General features: G+C 68.6%; 21 protein-coding genes. 14 read left to right on the forward strand and 7 right to left on the reverse strand.

The genetic code is table 11. The annotated features are described in order from the left end of the window. Nucleotides 1-32: 32 nt before the first annotated feature. The 3 genes from KBZ12_RS15260 to KBZ12_RS15270 all read left to right on the forward strand — a co-directional run bounded on the left by KBZ12_RS15260 (nucleotide 33) and on the right by KBZ12_RS15270 (nucleotide 2,361). Nucleotides 33-1,733, forward strand: coding sequence for a potassium/proton antiporter (locus KBZ12_RS15260; RefSeq protein WP_254958843.1), 1,701 nt, complete (start codon nucleotides 33-35; stop codon nucleotides 1,731-1,733). A gap of 74 nt (nucleotides 1,734-1,807) precedes the next feature. Next, nucleotides 1,808-2,044 carry a galactose oxidase gene (locus tag KBZ12_RS15265; protein ID WP_254958844.1) on the forward strand — a complete coding sequence of 79 codons (237 nt, stop codon included), beginning with the start codon at nucleotides 1,808-1,810 and terminating at the stop codon, nucleotides 2,042-2,044. Between the two features lie 38 nt (nucleotides 2,045-2,082). Continuing rightward, a complete protein-coding gene (locus KBZ12_RS15270) occupies nucleotides 2,083-2,361 on the forward strand; it encodes a DUF1651 domain-containing protein (RefSeq protein ID WP_254958845.1) in 279 nt (92 codons plus the stop codon). 11 nt (nucleotides 2,362-2,372) lie between these two features. Here KBZ12_RS15270 and KBZ12_RS15275 read toward each other — a convergent pair whose 3' ends face one another. From KBZ12_RS15275 to KBZ12_RS15285, 3 genes are all read right to left on the reverse strand, one after another. Next, a complete protein-coding gene (locus KBZ12_RS15275; protein ID WP_254958846.1) occupies nucleotides 2,373-2,930 on the reverse strand; it encodes a DUF924 family protein in 558 nt (185 codons plus the stop codon). Further along, nucleotides 2,930-3,226 (reverse strand): MTH1187 family thiamine-binding protein, encoded by a 297-nt coding sequence (locus KBZ12_RS15280; protein WP_254958847.1) that lies wholly within the window; start codon nucleotides 3,224-3,226, stop codon nucleotides 2,930-2,932. Before KBZ12_RS15280 ends, KBZ12_RS15275 begins: the two co-directional genes overlap by 1 nt. Before the next feature lie 147 nt (nucleotides 3,227-3,373). Beyond that, nucleotides 3,374-3,697 (reverse strand): YnfA family protein, encoded by a 324-nt coding sequence (locus KBZ12_RS15285; RefSeq protein WP_396101361.1) that lies wholly within the window; start codon nucleotides 3,695-3,697, stop codon nucleotides 3,374-3,376. Between the two features lie 129 nt (nucleotides 3,698-3,826). On the opposite strand from KBZ12_RS15285, the gene ric reads away from it, so the two are divergent. Then, the gene (ric, locus tag KBZ12_RS15290; RefSeq protein ID WP_254958849.1) at nucleotides 3,827-4,561 is read left to right on the forward strand and encodes an iron-sulfur cluster repair di-iron protein; all 735 of its coding nucleotides are present in this window, start codon (nucleotides 3,827-3,829) and stop codon (nucleotides 4,559-4,561) included. After that, complete coding sequence (locus KBZ12_RS15295) at nucleotides 4,558-5,220, forward strand: CPBP family intramembrane glutamic endopeptidase (protein ID WP_254958850.1); 663 nt, start codon at nucleotides 4,558-4,560, stop codon at nucleotides 5,218-5,220. Before ric ends, KBZ12_RS15295 begins: the two co-directional genes overlap by 4 nt. On the opposite strand, the gene KBZ12_RS15300 is transcribed toward KBZ12_RS15295, so the two are convergent. From KBZ12_RS15300 to KBZ12_RS15310, 3 genes are all read right to left on the reverse strand, one after another. Then, on the reverse strand, nucleotides 5,178-5,876 hold the full coding sequence (locus tag KBZ12_RS15300; RefSeq protein WP_254958852.1) for a hypothetical protein: 699 nt from the start codon (nucleotides 5,874-5,876) through the stop codon (nucleotides 5,178-5,180). The genes KBZ12_RS15295 and KBZ12_RS15300 overlap by 43 nt on opposite strands. A gap of 94 nt (nucleotides 5,877-5,970) precedes the next feature. Further along, entirely contained in the window at nucleotides 5,971-7,032 is a 1,062-nt protein-coding gene (locus tag KBZ12_RS15305; protein WP_315859433.1) for an EamA family transporter, read from the reverse strand. 43 nt (nucleotides 7,033-7,075) lie between these two features. After that, nucleotides 7,076-7,975, reverse strand: coding sequence for an alpha/beta fold hydrolase (locus KBZ12_RS15310; RefSeq protein WP_254958856.1), 900 nt, complete (start codon nucleotides 7,973-7,975; stop codon nucleotides 7,076-7,078). Between the two features lie 63 nt (nucleotides 7,976-8,038). Between KBZ12_RS15310 and KBZ12_RS15315 the strand changes: the two genes are divergently transcribed. From KBZ12_RS15315 to KBZ12_RS15345, 7 genes are all read left to right on the forward strand, one after another. Next, entirely contained in the window at nucleotides 8,039-8,224 is a 186-nt protein-coding gene (locus KBZ12_RS15315) for a hypothetical protein (protein WP_254958857.1), read from the forward strand. Between the two features lie 4 nt (nucleotides 8,225-8,228). After that, a complete protein-coding gene (locus KBZ12_RS15320) occupies nucleotides 8,229-9,281 on the forward strand; it encodes a cation diffusion facilitator family transporter (RefSeq protein ID WP_254958858.1) in 1,053 nt (350 codons plus the stop codon). Next, nucleotides 9,278-9,964, forward strand: a complete 687-nt coding sequence (locus KBZ12_RS15325) for a response regulator transcription factor (RefSeq protein WP_254958859.1) — start codon at nucleotides 9,278-9,280, stop codon at nucleotides 9,962-9,964. Before KBZ12_RS15320 ends, KBZ12_RS15325 begins: the two co-directional genes overlap by 4 nt. A gap of 19 nt (nucleotides 9,965-9,983) precedes the next feature. Beyond that, entirely contained in the window at nucleotides 9,984-11,255 is a 1,272-nt protein-coding gene (locus tag KBZ12_RS15330) for a HAMP domain-containing sensor histidine kinase (protein ID WP_254958860.1), read from the forward strand. A gap of 60 nt (nucleotides 11,256-11,315) precedes the next feature. Beyond that, nucleotides 11,316-11,969: a TMEM165/GDT1 family protein gene (locus tag KBZ12_RS15335; protein WP_254958861.1), complete on the forward strand. Its 654-nt coding sequence runs from the start codon at nucleotides 11,316-11,318 to the stop codon at nucleotides 11,967-11,969. 22 nt (nucleotides 11,970-11,991) lie between these two features. Continuing rightward, nucleotides 11,992-12,900 carry a cation diffusion facilitator family transporter gene (locus KBZ12_RS15340; protein WP_254958862.1) on the forward strand — a complete coding sequence of 303 codons (909 nt, stop codon included), beginning with the start codon at nucleotides 11,992-11,994 and terminating at the stop codon, nucleotides 12,898-12,900. A 61-nt stretch (nucleotides 12,901-12,961) separates the two neighbouring features. Beyond that, nucleotides 12,962-13,492, forward strand: coding sequence for a cytochrome b/b6 domain-containing protein (locus tag KBZ12_RS15345; RefSeq protein WP_254958863.1), 531 nt, complete (start codon nucleotides 12,962-12,964; stop codon nucleotides 13,490-13,492). 630 nt (nucleotides 13,493-14,122) lie between these two features. Here the strand turns inward: KBZ12_RS15345 and KBZ12_RS15350 are convergent. Beyond that, the gene (locus KBZ12_RS15350) at nucleotides 14,123-15,043 is read right to left on the reverse strand and encodes a LysR family transcriptional regulator (protein WP_254958864.1); all 921 of its coding nucleotides are present in this window, start codon (nucleotides 15,041-15,043) and stop codon (nucleotides 14,123-14,125) included. A gap of 109 nt (nucleotides 15,044-15,152) precedes the next feature. On the opposite strand from KBZ12_RS15350, the gene KBZ12_RS15355 reads away from it, so the two are divergent. Both KBZ12_RS15355 and KBZ12_RS15360 read left to right on the forward strand, forming a co-directional pair. After that, on the forward strand, nucleotides 15,153-15,425 hold the full coding sequence (locus tag KBZ12_RS15355) for a CDGSH iron-sulfur domain-containing protein (RefSeq protein ID WP_254958865.1): 273 nt from the start codon (nucleotides 15,153-15,155) through the stop codon (nucleotides 15,423-15,425). Nucleotides 15,426-15,584: 159 nt separating this feature from the next. Continuing rightward, entirely contained in the window at nucleotides 15,585-16,343 is a 759-nt protein-coding gene (locus tag KBZ12_RS15360; protein ID WP_396101355.1) for a DODA-type extradiol aromatic ring-opening family dioxygenase, read from the forward strand. Nucleotides 16,344-16,754: the final 411 nt, after the last annotated feature.

The raw sequence follows: 16,754 nt of genomic DNA on the forward strand, positions 1-16,754 counted from the left end.
ATCCTTCCGGCGCAGGCTGCACAGGAGGGAGCGTGTCGATCAACGCCGCGATGCTGCTGGCCGGCGTGCTGCTGCTGCTGGGGATCGCTTCCAGCAAGTTCTCCGCCCGGTTGGGCGTGCCCGTGCTGGTGCTGTTCCTGTCGGTCGGGATGCTTGCGGGCTCGGAAGGACTGGGCCGCATCCCGTTCGAGGACTACGCCCTCGCCAACAACATCGGCAGCGTCGCCCTGGCCCTGATCCTGTTCGACGGCGGCCTGCGCACGCCGCTGCAGGCCGTGCGTCGCGTCTGGAAACCGGCGCTCGCCCTCTCCACCGTGGGCGTGCTGCTCACCTCCCTGATCAACGGGCTGGCGGCGGCCTGGGTGCTGAAGCTGCCGCTGCTGCAGGGGCTGCTGGTGGGCAGCATCGTCGGCTCCACCGACGCGGCCGCCGTGTTCTCGATGCTGCGCAGCAGTGGGCTGCGGCTGCCCGAGCGGCTCACCGCCACGCTCGAGGTGGAGAGCGGCGCCAACGATCCGATGGCGATCTTCCTCACCCTGGGCCTGATCGGCGTGATCACCGGCAGCGCCGATTCACCTCTGGCCCTGCTGTGGCTGTTCCTTGGCCAGTTCGGGGTCGGCACCATCGCCGGGCTGCTGGTGGGACGCCTGGCCACGGCGGCCGTGAACCGCATCAACCTCGACACCCCTGGCCTGTATCCGCTGCTGGCGCTGGCCTTCGCGTTGGTGGCCTTTGGGGCGGCGGCGGTGCTGGGGGGCAGCGGCTTCCTGGCGGTCTACATCGCCGGGATCGTGCTGGGCAGCAGCTCGATCGTGTTCCGCCGCGGCATCTTCTCCTTCCACGACGCCATCGCCTGGCTGGGCCAGATCGTGCTGTTCGTGATGCTGGGGCTGCTCAGCTTTCCCAGCCGCCTGCTGGCGGTGGCCTGGGAGGGGCTGCTGATCGCCCTGGTGCTGATCCTGGTGGCCAGGCCGATCGCCGTCTGGGCCTCGGTGTGGCCGTTCCGCTTCCGCCGCCGCGACCTCACCTTCCTCTCCTGGGTGGGCCTCAAGGGCGCCGTGCCGATCACCCTGGCCACCTTCCCGCTGCTGGCCGGCGTGCCCAAGAGCGGCCAGATCTTCAATGCGGTGTTCTTCGTGGTGGTGCTCTCGGCGCTCAGCCAGGGCTGGTCGCTGCCGCTGGTGGCTCGATGGCTACACATCGGACGGCCTGCCGATCCCACCCCGGCACTGTCGGTGGAGATCAATGCCCTGCGGCAGGTGGATGGCGAGATCGTCGACTACACCGTCCAACCCGGCTCCCTCGTGGCCGGCCTGCCCCTACGCGAGCTCGCCCTGCCCGATGGTGTGGTGGTCAGCCTGATCGTGCGCGGCCAGGAGGTGGTGATGCCCCGCGGCAGCTCCACGCTGCTGCCCGGCGACCATGTGTTCGTGGCGCTGCGCACTGCGCTGGAGCCGCTGATCGATCGCCTGTTCGACCCCGATCCGGAGCCCTCCGAGCTGCCGCCGGGGCTGCGGCTGAGCTTCCACGCCGCCACCACCATCGACCAGCTGCATCGCTGCCTGGGGCTTCCGCTGCCGCAGGGCATCAGCCCGGAACGAGCGGCACAGAGCCTTGGAGCCCTGCTCCAGCAGGAAGGTCTGGCCGCAGCGGTGTCCATCGGCGTTCTGCAGCTGCATCCCGGCATGGATCAGGACCATGTTTCCGTGACCGGCCCCACTCTCCAGGCTTGAACGGCGACAGCGCGACCGCCCTGGCATCCCAGGACCTCCCCTGCTAGTACGGCTGTACGCATTGAGACGTTGTCATGGTGCCGGTCCCGCTCTCCCGTCTGAATCCTTCCCGAACCGACGAGATCGAGGACTGGCCCTGGCTGGATCAGGCGGTCCTCCGCGCCAGCCGCAGCCGGCAGGTCTGCATGACCTGCCACTTCTTCCGGCATCACCCGGGGCCGGAGTGCACCACGCTGCTCACCTGTCACCTGCATCAGGGCCTGATCGCCCACGGCGAGCACCTCACCCACCGCTGCAGCGGCTGGTCATAAGACCTGCACCGCCAGCGGGGCTGGGCTCCCGAGGTGGCGTGAGCCGTGGGCCCCGCAACCGGCCGCCGCTGTCGCCCAGGGAGGCGTGGATCAGCGACGGCCGGCAGGTGCTGCACTTCCGGCCCACCCTCTGGGATCGCTGGAGCCAGCGGCTGGAGGTCACCAGCGGTGAGCTGCTGGCGGATCAGCCGGTACCGCTGCTCAAACGCCGCATGGAGCTCACGCGGGAGGAAGCGCTCAGGCTCTGGGCCGAAAAACGCCAGCAGGGTTGGCAGCCCTGCGCTCCCCAGTGGCTGTCGCCTCCCTGCCCCGACTGATCGCTGAGCCGTCAGAAGCGGGAACCCGGCGTCTGCAGGAAGGCCAGCTCCTCCGCGCTCGACACCCGCCCCAGGGCGGCATTGCGATGCGGGAAGCGGCCAAAGCGGGCGATCACATCCCGGTGCCGGCGGCCGAAGTCGGCGGTGCGAGGGTCGCTGAACCGCTCGAACAGAGGCAGCGCCGCCTCCTGCACTGCCAGGTCCTCGCTGTGCATCAGCGGCATCAGCCAGAACTGCCGCCTTGCCTGCTCGGCTTCGGCCTCCAGCCAGCCCAGCTCGACCGCCCGCAGACTCAGTGCCAGGGCCTGGGGATCGCCGGAAAAGGCCAGGGCGGTGTCGCGCCAGATCTGCCGCGGGAACTGGTCCAGCAGCAGCACCAGCGCCAGGGCCCCGGTCGGCTCCATGCCCCAGGCGCTGAGCTCACCCGCGATGGCGCGTCGGGTCAGTCCGAGGAAGCGTTGCCGCAGCAGGGCATCGAAGGCCGGGTCCTTGGCGAACCACTGGCGCGGCCGGCTCTGCACGAACCAGAAGTCCAGAACCTCACTGGCCTGCTCACCCTGGCCTGGCATCACAGCAACGCCTGCACGCTGGCCACCTTGTCCTCGAGGGTCTGGTCCTTGTCGGTGCGCGTATTGATCTTCACGGTGGTGTAAACGCGTGGGCAACCCATAGCGTGCACCGCCTGGTGGCAGGCCTCGATCGCCTGGAACACCGGCTGCCACTCACCCTCGATCGCCGTACCGTTGGGGTGCAGCTGGATCTTGAGGCCGGCCTCGGTGAGCACCTTCTCGCAGGCGGCGATGTAGGGCGCCAGGTGAACACCGACGCCGATCGGCACCACGCACAGATCCACGATCACCTTCATGGCTCAGCCCTGACGGATTTCCCCCATCGTGGGAGCAGCTGCGCAGGAGCTGCCGAATCAGTCAGACGACCAGCCCCAGCCTCGCCCAGGTGCCCGTGCTGGTCAGCCAGCTGCCATCAAGACGCCCTGGAGCTGGTGGGACTTCTCCTACGGGGTTGACTTGCCCATCAGGATGCCCATTCCGCCCAGGATCACCACCGCCCCCAGCAGGTCACGACCGCTGAACGCAGCACCATCCACCAGGCGCAGCCAGATCAGCGCCACGGCGACATAGACAGCCCCATAGCCCGCATACACCCGCCCCGATGCGGTGGGGTGCAGGGTGAGCAGCCAGGCGAACAGGGCCAGGGACAGCGCCGCAGGAAGCAGAAGCCACGGCGGGCGCTGATGCTTCACGACCAGATCGGTGAGGTAGCAGCCGAGGATCTCGGCCACGGCGGTCAGCAGGAACAGGCCGGTGGTGGTGAGCACAGCCGGGTCATCGCTGACGTCATCGTCGTCGGTGATCGGCAGCACTGCTGTGGTGCCTGAATCCCGGGCTGGTCACTCGCTTGTTTCGGTCGATGCAGGAGCGCGTCGTAGGCCGGAGCCCTTTCCAGAGTGGAGAGAAAGGCAGGAGCGGCCTTGGCCTTCACCCCATCCACATGCCTTGCTGACATTGCATCAGCGAACCCCTCGCTCACGCGGGAGCTGGAGCGCATCGGCTTGGACTACTGCTGCGGCGGCAAGCGCACCCTGGCCCAGGCCTGCGCAGATCGCGGCCTCGATCCTGAGGCCATCGCGGCCGAATTGAGCAGCGTTCCCGTTGCTGAGGCGCCACCCGCCGACTGGATCGGCCTGCCCCCTGCCGAGCTCGTCGATCACTTGGAGGCCACCCATCACCAGTTCCTCAAGCGGGAGCTGCCGCGCCTGAGTGAGCTGGCCGCCAAGGTGAGCCGGGTGCATGGCGGCAGGCATCCGGAGCTGGTGCAGGCCGAGGCGGTGCTGGCCGAGATCCGCGCCGACCTGGAGCCGCATCTGCAGAAGGAGGAGCAGGCGCTGTTCCCGATGATCCGCAGCCTCGCCACCGCCAGCAGCCGGCCGAGCTTCCACTGCGGCTCGATTGCCCATCCGATCGCGGTGATGGAGCAGGAGCACACGGCGGTCGGTGCGCTGCTCGAGCAATTGCGGCAGATCACCGGCGGCTACCAGGCGCCGGAGGACACCTGCGCCTCGACGCGGGCATTGATGGAGGGCCTGGCGGAGCTGGAGGCCGACACCCATCTGCACGTGCACAAGGAGAACAACCATCTGTTCCCTGCGGTGCTGGCGCAGGAGGAGACCCTGCCTGCATGACGGCAGCCCCGGCCCCAGCCCAGCAGCGCCTGCGGCAGACGCTGATCCTGCTGGCGGCGATCGGCCTGGTCGGTGCGCTGGCGCCCTGGATCCCTTGGGCCAGCTGGGCCGCCCTGGCGCTGTATCTGCTCGGCAGCCTGGGGCTGCTGGCCTGGCGGGCGCTGCGCTGCCGGGAAGCGGAGGCCCTGTTTCTGCAGGGGCCGGGGCTGCGGGCCTCGCTGCTCTGGGGCGGTGGCCTCGGCGCTGTGCTGCTCGTGGCCGGCCTGTTCGGCCTGCCGGCGATGCGGGCGGCGATGGCCGACGGCGACGGTGGATTGCCTCTGGAGGCGGTGAAGCAGCTGCTGTTCGGCCGCGGGCTGGTGGTGCTGTTGCCGCCGCTGGTGCTAGCGGAGGAGGGGCTGTGGCGCGGTCTGCTGCTCTCGGCGCTGCTGGAGCTCGGCCTGGCGCCGCTCTGGGCGGTGTGCCTCAGCACGCTCGGTTTCGGGCTCAATCACCTGGCCGTGGCGCCGCTGGCCCTCAGCGAACGGGGCGCCTTGGCATTGATGGCCCTGCCGCTGGGGCTGATCGCCGCGCTGCTCACGCAACGCACCCGCAATCTCTGGGGTGCGGTGCTGCTTCACGGGCTGCTGATCGGCGCCATGCTCGGCAGCCTGCGATAGACAATCAGCCCCATGGCCAGATAGCAGAGGCTCTTGGGGATCATCAACAGTCCCAGCAGCGGATGATCCTGAATCCATAGGGCCACTGGCAGGTGGCACAGAGCCGAGACCAGCAGCAGCCCGCCGATCCGGCGTTGCCAGCGCTGCTGCTCCCCATGGCTCCCCAGGTAGAGGACCCCGGCTCCCATGGTCAGGGCCAACAGGGGCAGATTGCGAATGAGTGACCAGGGCTGGGGCGGCACCACCGCGGCCCAGTGGTTCTGCGGCAGCGCCAACAGCGTCAGCCGCACCAGGGCCAGGGCGAGCAACAGCCCGGGCAGCAGCCCCCAGCGCTCCCTGCCGATGCGTTGATGGCCCTGCACCAGCAGCAGGTCGAACAGGGTCACGGTGATGGCCGTGGCGAGGGCCCCGTAGCCCACCAAACCCTCGCGGAGCCCGCCTCGTGCCAGCCCCAGCAGCCGCAGGCCCACATGGGCGCTGTCGCCCGCGGCCAGCAAGGTGAAGGCCAGCACGTAGGGCCTGGCGCAGTGGCGTTGAGCGGCCTGCAGGGGGACCAGACGCCACTGCAGGCCGAACACCAAGGCCCAGAGCGACAGGAGATAGGCGGCGTCGAAACCCAGCTCGGTGGCCACACCGATCGTGCGGGCATTCAGCATCGAAACCACTTGAACCCTTGCTCAGGTTGGTCAGGCTTGATGGGAAGGAGACATCCCAATCCTGGCGTGAGGGTGGTCAGGTCACACCCTGACTTCAGTGCCGATGCCGATGGTGAGCGTCGCTCACATGCGGGTGGGCATGCTCGATCTCCCGGTGGTGGTGCTCATGGGCATGCCAGAAGGGGCGATCAGCGGGGAGCCCCTCCAGATCCTGGGGTGCGTGGTGATGCTCGTGATGGGGATTGCCACTGCCCTGCTCTCCGCGAGGATCGTGCCGGTGGCGATGGTCATGCAGCAGCGGTTCATGGCGATGCCTGTGGCTGTGCTGCTCCAGCAGCAGGAGCACCACCCCAGCGCCCATCAGCCCTGCCGCCAGCAGCAGGGGAGCGGAAAGGGAGTCCCGCAGAACGAGCAGTGAAAACAGTGCCCCCACGAACGGCGCGGTGGAGAACAGCACCGCCTCACGGGCGGCCCCCAGATCGCGCAGCGCCAGCAGGTCGAGCCAGATGGAGATCCCGTAGCCCAGGGCGCCGATGGCCAGCAACGCCAGGGCCACCGGCAGCGGCGGGAAGGCATGGCCAAGCAGCAGGGCCAACAGCAACATCGGCAGCGAGGCACCGGCTGCCTTGGCGGTGGCGATCTGGATCGGATCGCGCAGGCTCAGACGCTGACTGAGGTTGTTGTCGATGCCCCAGGCCAGGGTGGCCAGGGCGATCAGGGCGGCACCGAGGCCATTGGCGCCATTGAGCGATCCTTCGGAGAGCAGCACCGCCCCGGCGATGGTCAACGCTGCCGAGACCAGCCCGCGCCGGCCCAGGTACTCACGGCCCAGCAGCACGGCGATCGCCAGGGTGAACACCGCCTCGAGGTTGAGCAGGAGTGAACTGGAGGCGGCCGGCAGCCGGGCCAGCCCCAGCACCAGCGCCAACGGGCCGACGACGCCACCGAGCAGGGTGAGCGCCGCCAGGGCCGGCCAGTCCTGGCGGCTCAGGGGTGTTTCGGCCTGGGTGCCGCGGACCAGACGAACAACCAGCAACGCCAGGGTGGCTCCCGCGTAGAGGAGGCCGGCGATGCTCAGAGCCGAGCCCGAGCCGGTGAGTGTGCTGATCAGCGGCGCGCTGCAGCCGAACAGGACAGCGGCGGTCAGGCCCGCCAATTGGCCTCGACGTGGGGAGGTCATGCGTGGTCCGGCCGGCGTATCAGTCCTGGCTCAGCATCGCCGCCAGCTCGGCCCCGAACTCCTCATGGGCGCCGAGGCGGCCGGGAAGGTGCAGCACCCGATCGGCCACGGCGGCGAGCGCCTGCATCTCGGCCAGCGACTTGGGCGGCGATTGATCGGCAACCACCACCGTGAGCGGTGAGTGAAGGGTCCGAGCCGCCTGGATCCAGCCCTCGGGATCGTTGTACGGATCCAGCCCCCCGGTCACGAAGGCAGCGCTGGCGAAGCGGGCTCCGCGCTGGCGAGCAATGCCTTGCCGTTCGGCGATGCCCTTGGCCGAGAGGCCTGGTCCAGCCACATCCACATGCCGCCGGCTCATCCAGCCGAGGACCGAGCGGGTCGTGTTGAGCCGATACAACAGCGGACCCAGCAGCGGCGTCTCCACCAGGCCGCGGATGACAGGGAAAGCCCGGCTCTGGCGTCGGGCCATGGTGGGGAACGGACCGCGCCAGGTGGGCGCCACCAGCACCCAATCGCGGAAGCGCAGGCCATGGCGCTCGGCGTCCAGCAGGGCGATCCCGGCGGCATGACCGGCGGCAATCACGCCGCAGTCCGCCGGACAGTGATCACGCACGAAGTCGGCCAGAAAGCGGGCCAGCAGCTCGGCGTCGTAGGGCAGACGCGGCCGGTCGCTGTCACCGAAGCCGGGCCAGTCGACACTGATCAAACGCGGAGCCTCAGCACCTTGGCGGCGGCTGATGGCGGCGGCGAACGGCTCCCATTCCTGGCGGCTGGAGATCGTGCTCAGGGCCGGCAGCAGCAGCCAGGCCGGGCCCGGGCCGCCCTGTTCTGTGACGGCGATCTCGAGGCTGCGGCCGGCGTGGTTCCAGCGCGTGGTTCTGCTGCGCGCTGGCAGCGGAGCGGCAAGGGAGGTGGTCAAGGCAGGCGAGGAGATGGGCCGTCTCGTACACGTATACATTGCTGGAAATCGCCTGGATCGTCGATGGCTGCCAAGCGCTGTTCCTCCAGCCGCGAGGGCAAGGTGCTGCTCTCCTGCTGGATCACAGAAGAGCTGCGCATGGAGCTCGATCGGGTCTGGGGCTCCAAGGGCCTGCGGCCCCACGGCCGCACCCAGAAAGGCATGGAAGAAATGATCGCCGCCTACCTGGCGGCCCAGCAGGAGTCCTGAGGCCATGGGCGACATCCATCAACATCACGGCCACGGCCCTGAGAACGGTCATGGGCATGAGCAGGGGCATCACCATGAGCACGGCGGTGAGCACCGGCATGGCTCCTCAGGCCACGGTCACCACCATGGCTCCCAGCACCATCACGCTCATGGCCACGGGCATGGCCATCATTACCACGATCACCATCACGACAGTGGCAGCCGCTCCGGCAGCGCCTTCCGATGGAGCATCGTTCTCAACAGCGGTCTGACGGCGCTCCAGCTGGTGATCGGGCTGGCCTTCGGGTCGCTGGCGCTGATCGGCGATGCCCTCCACAACCTCGGCGATGTGATCGGCCTGGCCCTGGGCTGGGGCGCCGATCGGCTCAGTCGCCGGCCGGCCCGGGGGCGCTTCACCTACGGCTATGGGCGCAGCACCCAGATGGTGTCGCTGATCAATGGTCTGCTCATCTTCGCGGCGGGGGCCGTCGTGGTGGTCGAGGCGATTCAGCGTCTGTTCCATCCGGTGCCCTTGATCGCCGGCCCGGTGGCCTGGGCGGCGGCGGCCGGCATCGGCATCAACCTGCTCTCGGCCCGCCTGTTCGGCCACGACCATCACCACGATCTCAACCAACGGGCGGCGGTGCTGCATCTGCTCACCGATGCGGCCGTCTCAGTGGCGGTGCTGTTCAGCGCCCTGGTGGTGGGCGCCACCGGCTGGCTGTGGCTCGATGCCGTCACGGCCATCGGCGTCGGTGGTGCCGTGATCTGGAGCGCTCTGGGGCTGCTGCGCGAGGCGATCGCCCTCAACCTCGATGCCGCCCCCCGCCACGTCGATCTGGTCCAGGTGGAGCAGGCCCTTGCCTCGCTGCCGGCGGTGCTGGATGTGGAGGAGCTGCACGTCTGGGGCCTGAGCACCTCGCGCACGGCGCTCACCGCCCATGTGGTGATCGACCCTCAGCGGCTGGAGACAGAAGCACTCAGCCGCGATCAGTTGCTCACCCTGGCGCGGGCGCGGCTGACGGACCTGGGCATTCGCAAGAGCACCCTGCAGCTGGAGAGCGGCGAGGCGCCATGAAGCTGTTGGTCGTAGAAGACGACCCACCCTTGCAGGCCGCCCTGCTGCGCCTGCTGAGGCAATGGGGCTACGCCACAGAGCACGCCTCCACCGCCGCCGAGGCCCTCGCCTGGCTGGAGCGCGACCTGTTCGATCTGGTGCTGCTCGATCTGGGCCTGCCCGATCGCGACGGTCTGTTGCTCTGCCGCCAGTTGCGCTGCCTGCAGCGCCATCAGCCGCTGGTGTTGATGCTCACCGCCCGCGATGGCCGCTCCGACAAGGTGCGGGGCTTTGAGGAGGGGGCCGACGACTACGTGGTCAAACCGTTCGATCCGGAACTGCTGCGGGTGCGGCTGCGGGCCCTGTTGCGCCGTGCCCAGCGGCCGCTGCAGTCTGAGCTGGCGTTCGGCCCTGTGCGCCTCGTCGCCGGCCAGACGAACGCCATCGTGCACGGCGAGTCCGTGGAGCTGACCCGCAAGGAGGCCTTGCTGCTTGAGCAACTGCTGCGCGCCGGAGGCGCCAGTCTCAGCAAGGCCGAGCTGCTGCATGGCATCGGCGATGGTCGCCGCGAGGTGGGCGAGGACGCCCTGCGCGCCCACATGCGCAACCTGCGCCAGAAACTCACGACGGCCGGCTGCCATCCCAATCTGATCGAAACGGTGTACGGCGTTGGCTACCGGCTCCATCCCAGTGCCTCGTTCTGAACGGTTTCCGGCTGATCCCTTGCCGCCTGATCCTCTGCAGCTCAGGCGCCGGCTGGCACTGCAGGGGGGTGGTTTTGCGCTCTTCCTGCTGGCCGCCTTCTCCGGCACTCTCTACTGGGGGATCGCCAGCCAGCGCCTGGAGGATCAGCGCACCGAGCTGCGCCAGCTGGCGGGTAGTGCGGCCGCGCAGCTGCCGCTGATCGCCCATGAGACGCGCGAGGCCGAGGGGCGCGCCAAGTTCCGGGCTGGTTCTCGCCGGATCGCCTCAGCGGCCCTGCGGCAACAGCGCCTGCAGTGGTTCGATGCCACAGGGGCCTTGCTCAGTGAACAGGGCAGCCTGGCGATGCCTCCCCTGCCAAAGCTGACCGGTCAGCCGCTCTGGCAGCGCTGGCCCGGGGGCGTGAGCCTCTGGCAGCCTGTCGACAGCCAGGCCGAACGGCTCGGCTATGTGCGGGTCGCCCTCTCCGATCAGGCGGCCCGGGCCGATCTGCTCAGGCTGCAGCGCGGTCTGCTGCTGGGCGGTGTCGTCACGGTGCTGGCGGCGCTGCTGGTGGGCCGCCGCATGCTGCGGGCCGCCTTTGCGCCCCTGCAGCGCCAGGTGAGCGCGTTGCAACGATTCACCGCCGATGCCTCCCATGAACTGCGTCACCCGCTCACGGCCCTGCGCGCCCAGCTGGCGGCGGTGCCGCCGGAGCTGCGCCGGCAGCCGGCCCTGGCCTGGGGGGAGCTCGACGGCCTCAGCCGCCGGATGGGCGAACTACTCGATGATCTGCTGCTGCTCGCCCGCCAGGAGCAGGCCGGCCTGGACGGGCCCCTGACCCCGGGGGAGCTGCAGGAGTTCGATCTGCTGGAACTGTTGGAGGATCTGCTCCGCTGCTACGCCCCCCAGGCGGGCGCTCGCTCCATCCACCTGCAGCTCAGCCCTGATCCAGCCACCAACAGCATCCCCTTCCGCGGCCAGAGCGAGCAGCTGCTGCGGCTGTTCACCAACCTGCTGGTCAATGCGATCCGCCACAGCCCCGAGGGCGCCGCGGTGTCAGTACTGGTGCACCGGGCCGGAAGGCTGATCCGGGTGACCGTCGCGGACGAGGGCCCCGGCATCCCCCCGCAGGACCATGAACGGGTGTTCGAGCGCTTCTGGAGCGGCGCCGATCGTGGCGGTCACAGCGGACTGGGTCTGGCGATCGGCCGTGCCATCGCCCGCCGCCATGGCGGGGTTCTGCGTCTGGGGGAGAGCCGGGCTGGCCGCTGTGAGCTGGTGGTGGAGTTGCCCGCCATGGACGGTCCATGAAGCGTCGGCCTTGCCGCAAACCTCATGACTTCCTCATGGGTTCTGCCGCACCTTGGCGCGATGAGCGCACCTCTTCCCTCCGATCCCGGTGTGGCTGCCTTCGGGGCCAGCCTCACCGCCATCACCCTGGCTGAGCTGGGTGACAAGACCTTCTTCATGGCGCTGATCCTGGCGGCGCGCCACCGCGCCAGGGATGTGTTCGTCGGTGCCTTCGCGGCGCTCACGGCCGTCACCCTGATTTCGCTGGGCCTGGGCTACGGATTGCGCGAATTGCTGCCCCCCACGGTGGTGCCCTGGCTGGCGGCGGCGCTGTTCCTGGGCTTCGGCCTCAAGCTGCTGGTCGATGCCCAGCGCATGCGTGCCGATGAGGCGGACGAGGAGGAACAGGAGGCGGAGCAGGCGATCAACGAGGCCGAGAGCCGCCGCCGCATCAGCACCACCTGGGCGGTGATCTGGGAGGCGTTCGTGCTGGTGTTCATCGCCGAGCTTGGCGATCGCACTCAGTTCACCACCATCTTTCTGGCCACCGCGCCGGCCTTCACCTTCGCGGGGCTGCTGGCGGGAACCCTGCTGGGCCATGCCCTGGTCACCTGGCTGGCGGTGGGCGCCGGCAAGTGGATCGGCGGTCGCATCAGCGAGAAACTGCTCTACCGGCTCAGCGGCGGCCTGTTCCTTGTGTTCGGCCTGTTCTCGTTGAAGCAGGCTCTTGGTTGAACGGAGCGCTCGGAGCACACCCATGCTGTTCGGCTCGCCCCGCTCCTACATGCTCCTGTCGGTGGCCGCTGCGGTGGCCACCATCGTCCTCAAGACCTGGGCCTGGCGGCTCACCGGCTCGGTCGGCCTGCTCTCCGATGCGATGGAGTCGGGGGTGAACCTGGTGGCGGCGCTGGGGGCCTTCTGGGCGCTCACCCTGGCGGCCAAGCCAGCCGATCGCCGGCACCACTACGGGCATTTCAAAGCCGAATACTTCTCCAGCGGCCTGGAGAGCGTGTTGATCGTGGTGGCTGCACTCGCGATCATTCATGCCGCCATCGGCCGTCTGCAGGAGCCCCAACCGCTGGAGCAACTGGGCATCGGTCTGGCGATCTCCTTACTGGCGACCGCACTCAATGGCCTGGTGGCCTGGGTGCTGCTCAAGGCCGCCAAGCGCTTTCATTCGATCACCCTCCGCGCCGATGCCCATCACCTGCTGACCGTCGTCTGGACTTCCACGGGCGTTGTGGTGGGGATCGGCCTCGTGAAGCTGACGGGATGGACGATCCTCGACCCCCTGATTGCGATCGCGGTGGCGGTCAACATCATCATCACGGGCTGGAAGATGTTGCATGAGACCGCCTCAGGTCTGCTGGATCGCTCCCTGCCGGAAGACGAGCAGCATCTTCTGGAACAGCTGCTGGCCGCCCGAACAACAGACGAGATCCGTTTTCATGCCCTGCGCACCCGTGTGGCCGGTTCGCGGCGCTTCGTGTCGCTGCATTTGCTGGTTCCCGGCGGCTGGACCGTGCATCAGGGGCATGACCTGTGTGAGCAGCTGGAGCAGGAGATCGCCACGGCCCTCACCCGCACCCATGTGCTGACCCATCTCGAGCCGATCGAAGATCCCAGCTCCTGGGATGACCAGAACTTCCGCTGGGAGCAGGGCTGAGCCTCTGCAGCCCTTGCCCTGACCAGACATGGGTGCTTCGTCCTGAATCCCATTCCCCACCATGGCCCGCCCCTACCAACCCTCCCTGCTGCGCCTGCTGCATGGCGCCACCGCCCTGCTGGTTCCGCTGGCCTGGCTCACGGGCCTGCTCGTTTACTCCGACTACGACGGGCGTATCGGACGGCTGCCGTTGACGCTCCCAGGTGAATGGATCGACATCCACGGCACGGTGGGCGTGCTGCTGTGGCCGATCGCGCTGCTGTTCGGCCTCTATGCCCTCACCGCCGGCCGGGCACGGTTGCGGCAGCCCGCCAATGCCATCGCGCTGCTGGCGTTAGTTCTGGCCGTGGGCAGCGGCAAGCTGATGGAGGAAGACTGGCTGCGGGACGGCCAGTTCCAGCACGCGGTCTACAGCGTTCACCTGTTGGCGTGGCTGCTGATCGCCCTCGCGGTCGCCCTGCATGTCGCTGCGGTGCTGCGGCGTGGTGGCTGGCCGCTCGCCCGGTCGATGGCCAGCGTTCAGGTGCGCGCAGGAGATCTTCCCGGCCAGTGGTTCGGTCAGATCCGCAGGTCTTTCAAGGCCGGCCGCTGAGACAGCCACGCCGGTATCTGCAGCTGTCATTGGCTATCCCCGTTGGCGCACGGACGTCCACACAACAAAGCCCGGAGCGTTGGCCCCGGGCGTTTGCCTGCTCAGCCGTGGCGTTGTCCCCTGGGATCGGGCCCAAGGGGGTCGGGCGCAACTGTGCGTGGTTGGTGCTGATGTCAGCCTGATCGTCAGATCAGAAGGTCTTTGGTTGTGGGGCGGAGCTGCTGGCGCTGGCACCTGGGGCCAGGTGTCGAGTGGGACGTTCCGTTGGGTCCTGGGCACCTGAGGCGGTGCAGTGGACGGCGTGTGTCCCCTCCAGGAAAAGGCACGCCAGGAACATCAGTGATCCGTCGAGAGTGTTGGAGCAGGGGCCGGATCGTCAGCGCGCTCCTCGCTGCTGCTCAGGGGGGGTGTCTTCCATCGATGGAGCCTCCGAATCCCGTTGCAGCCACGATGGGCCCGGCGGCCGACGCCAGCATGGGCTGCAGCACTTCCGACACCGGTCTTCACCGGAGGCAACGGGGCTTCATGAAGGGGATTCATTGGCGTGCCAACAGGCAGGCGGGATTGCCCTGATGGTTCTGCAACCAGGCTCTTGCCCCCAAGGTTTCCTGCCTCGGCTCATCCAACCCGCTACGCCAGCCCCGCCCCCGCCAGGGCCTGAGTGAGCCGCGGCTGCACGAACTCGATGAACGCCCGCGTGCGGGCCGGCAGGCGGGTTCCGCCTGGGAGCACCAGCTGCAGCGGCGTCGGCGGCGGCGCCTGATCGTCCAGCAGCGGCACCAGCCGTCCGGCCTGGATCGCCTCATGGGCCAGCAGGCCCGGCAGACGGGCGATGCCCAGGCCCTGTTCGGCGGCCGTGCGCAGCACCACCCAGTCATCGCTCACCAACCGGCCGCTGACCTGCACCTCACTGCCGCGGGCCCCGCTGCCGAACGACCAGCTGCTGCGCGCCTCCATGCCGGAGCGCGAGAAGCGCAGGCAGGCATGGGATGACAGCTCCGCGGGGCGCTGCGGGCTGCCGTGGCGGGCCAGATAGGCGGGGCTGGCGACGACGCGGTCGGAGGCGCTGCCAATCCGCCGGACGATCAGGCTCGCATCCCGCAGATGCCCGGCGCGGATGGCGACGTCAAAGCGCTCCGCCACCAGATCCACCAGGCGGTCGCTGAGCAGCAGCACCACCTCCACCGCCGGGAAGGCCTCGAGAAACGCAGCCAGAACCGGCGCCAGGAACAGTTCGCCGATCGACACCGCGGTGGTGATCCGCAAGCGGCCCCGGGGCTCGCGCTGCAGCTCCGTCACGGCCTCCTGGGCCGCCTCCAACCGGGCGATCGCCGCTTCCGCCTCCTCCATGAAGGCCATACCGGCGTCGGTGAGCGACAGCCGGCGGGTGGTGCGCTGCAGGAGCTGCACCCCCAGCTGGGCCTCAAGTTCGGAGACCTTGCGGCTCACGGTGGTCCTGGGCATGCCGAGCCGCTCGGCGGCGGCGCGGAAGCTGCCCGCCTGCACCACCCGCACCAGCACCAGCGCGCCGTTGAGATCAAACTGTCCCATATACAGGACAGTTTATCCCGGTATCGAGGGATTGTCCTGTGGCGCGATTCATTGGAAGGTGAATGGGCGCGGCGATCACCGCGCTGCATCACCCCACGCGAACTCCGTCATGACCACCTCCACGCATCCCTCCCCACTCACCTTTCCGGCAGGCACCCATGCCCTGTGCAGCTGCGGCCTCAGCAGGAACGGAGCCTTCTGCGACGGCAGCCATCAGGGCAGCGGCCAGTCCCCGCACATCCTCAAGCTCGAGGAGGAGCAGACCGTCTATCTGTGCAGCTGCGGTGCCTCCGCCAAAAAGCCCTTCTGCGATGGCAGCCATCTCCAGCTGAGTGCTGCCACATCCAAGGCCCAGCGCCCCTGGTGGAAGTTCTGGGGCTGATCCCCTCCGCCGCACCGCACCATTCCTCTGCCCTGGCAATCCCCCGGCTGCGGACCTCCCGTCAGCGTCGTGGAGGTCCGCCGGGTAGGCCAGGCCCTGTTGGCATCAATGACTCCTGCAACAACCCCTTCCGTTCTGTTCGTCGCCCACGGCTCGCCAATGGTCGCCCTCCGGCCCGGTGCGGCTGGCGCGGCGCTCAAGGCCCTGGCCGAGACGTTGGCGCGGCCTCGGGCGGTGCTGGTGATCAGCCCCCACTGGGAAACCGAGGTAGCGACCGTGGGCACCGCCAGCCAGCTGGAGACGATCCACGACTTCGGGGGATTCGATCCGGCGCTCTACGCCATTCACTACCCGGTTCAGGGTTCACCTCAGGGGGCGCAGGAGGTTCTCACGGTGCTGGAGGCCGCCGGACTGCCGGTGCGCACCGACGCACACCGGGGCCTCGACCATGGCGCCTGGGTGCCGTTGCGGGTCCTGTTCCCGCAGGCGGATGTGCCCGTCGTTCCCCTGTCGATTCAGCATCACGGAGGCCCGCAGCACGCCTACCGCATCGGCCAGGCTCTGGCACCGCTGGCCGCTCAGGGCTGGTTGATCGTGGCGACGGGCAACATCACCCACAACCTGCGCGACTGGCAGCAGGCTGAGATGGGTGCCGCCATCGATCGCAGCTATGCCCAGCGCTTCTCGGACTGGGTGCATGACCAGCTGATCCGTGGCGACACCGTGGCCTTGCTGGACTACCGCCAGCGCCATCCCGATGCGCTGCAAGCCCAGCCCCGCGACGAGCATCTGCTGCCGCTGTTCACAGCGCTCGGAGCCGCCGACACTGGAGCCCACGCCCGCGCCATTCATCGCGGCATCAGCGATCACGTGATCGCGATGGATGGTTATGCGTTCGAGCCGATGAGGCGTTCCTGAAACCGCACTCTGGATGGCGGGAACAGGAACCTCAGCGACCCTCCACCACGGGCCAGAAGACCTACTTTGTGATTGAGGGGAGGCCCGGGAGCCAACCCGACCCTCACCCTTCCAAGGAGTCCGGCCAGGGATCACCCGAGCCGGTGCGCACGACGGAGGTGCGATTGTTTCCAGTGGTTGCCCAACAGCCAAGTGAACTCGGTGGCGCAGCGCGAACGTCATCCCGTAGCAGCAGAAAGCGATACGCCAGTTCTGTTTCCCGCGTGTTGACACCCCGGGCTGCATAACCCGAGCCGGGATCACAGCTGAGAAGGTCAAGCCCCGAGCATCTCTTCCCAGAGACGTGATCCCCATTCCTCTCCTGTCAGGCACAAGGCAGGCCATGCGTGAACAACAGACACCCGATCGGCA

The organism is Cyanobium sp. Cruz CV13-4-11, assembly GCF_024346055.1.
In the GTDB taxonomy this organism is placed as follows: domain Bacteria; phylum Cyanobacteriota; class Cyanobacteriia; order PCC-6307; family Cyanobiaceae; genus Cyanobium.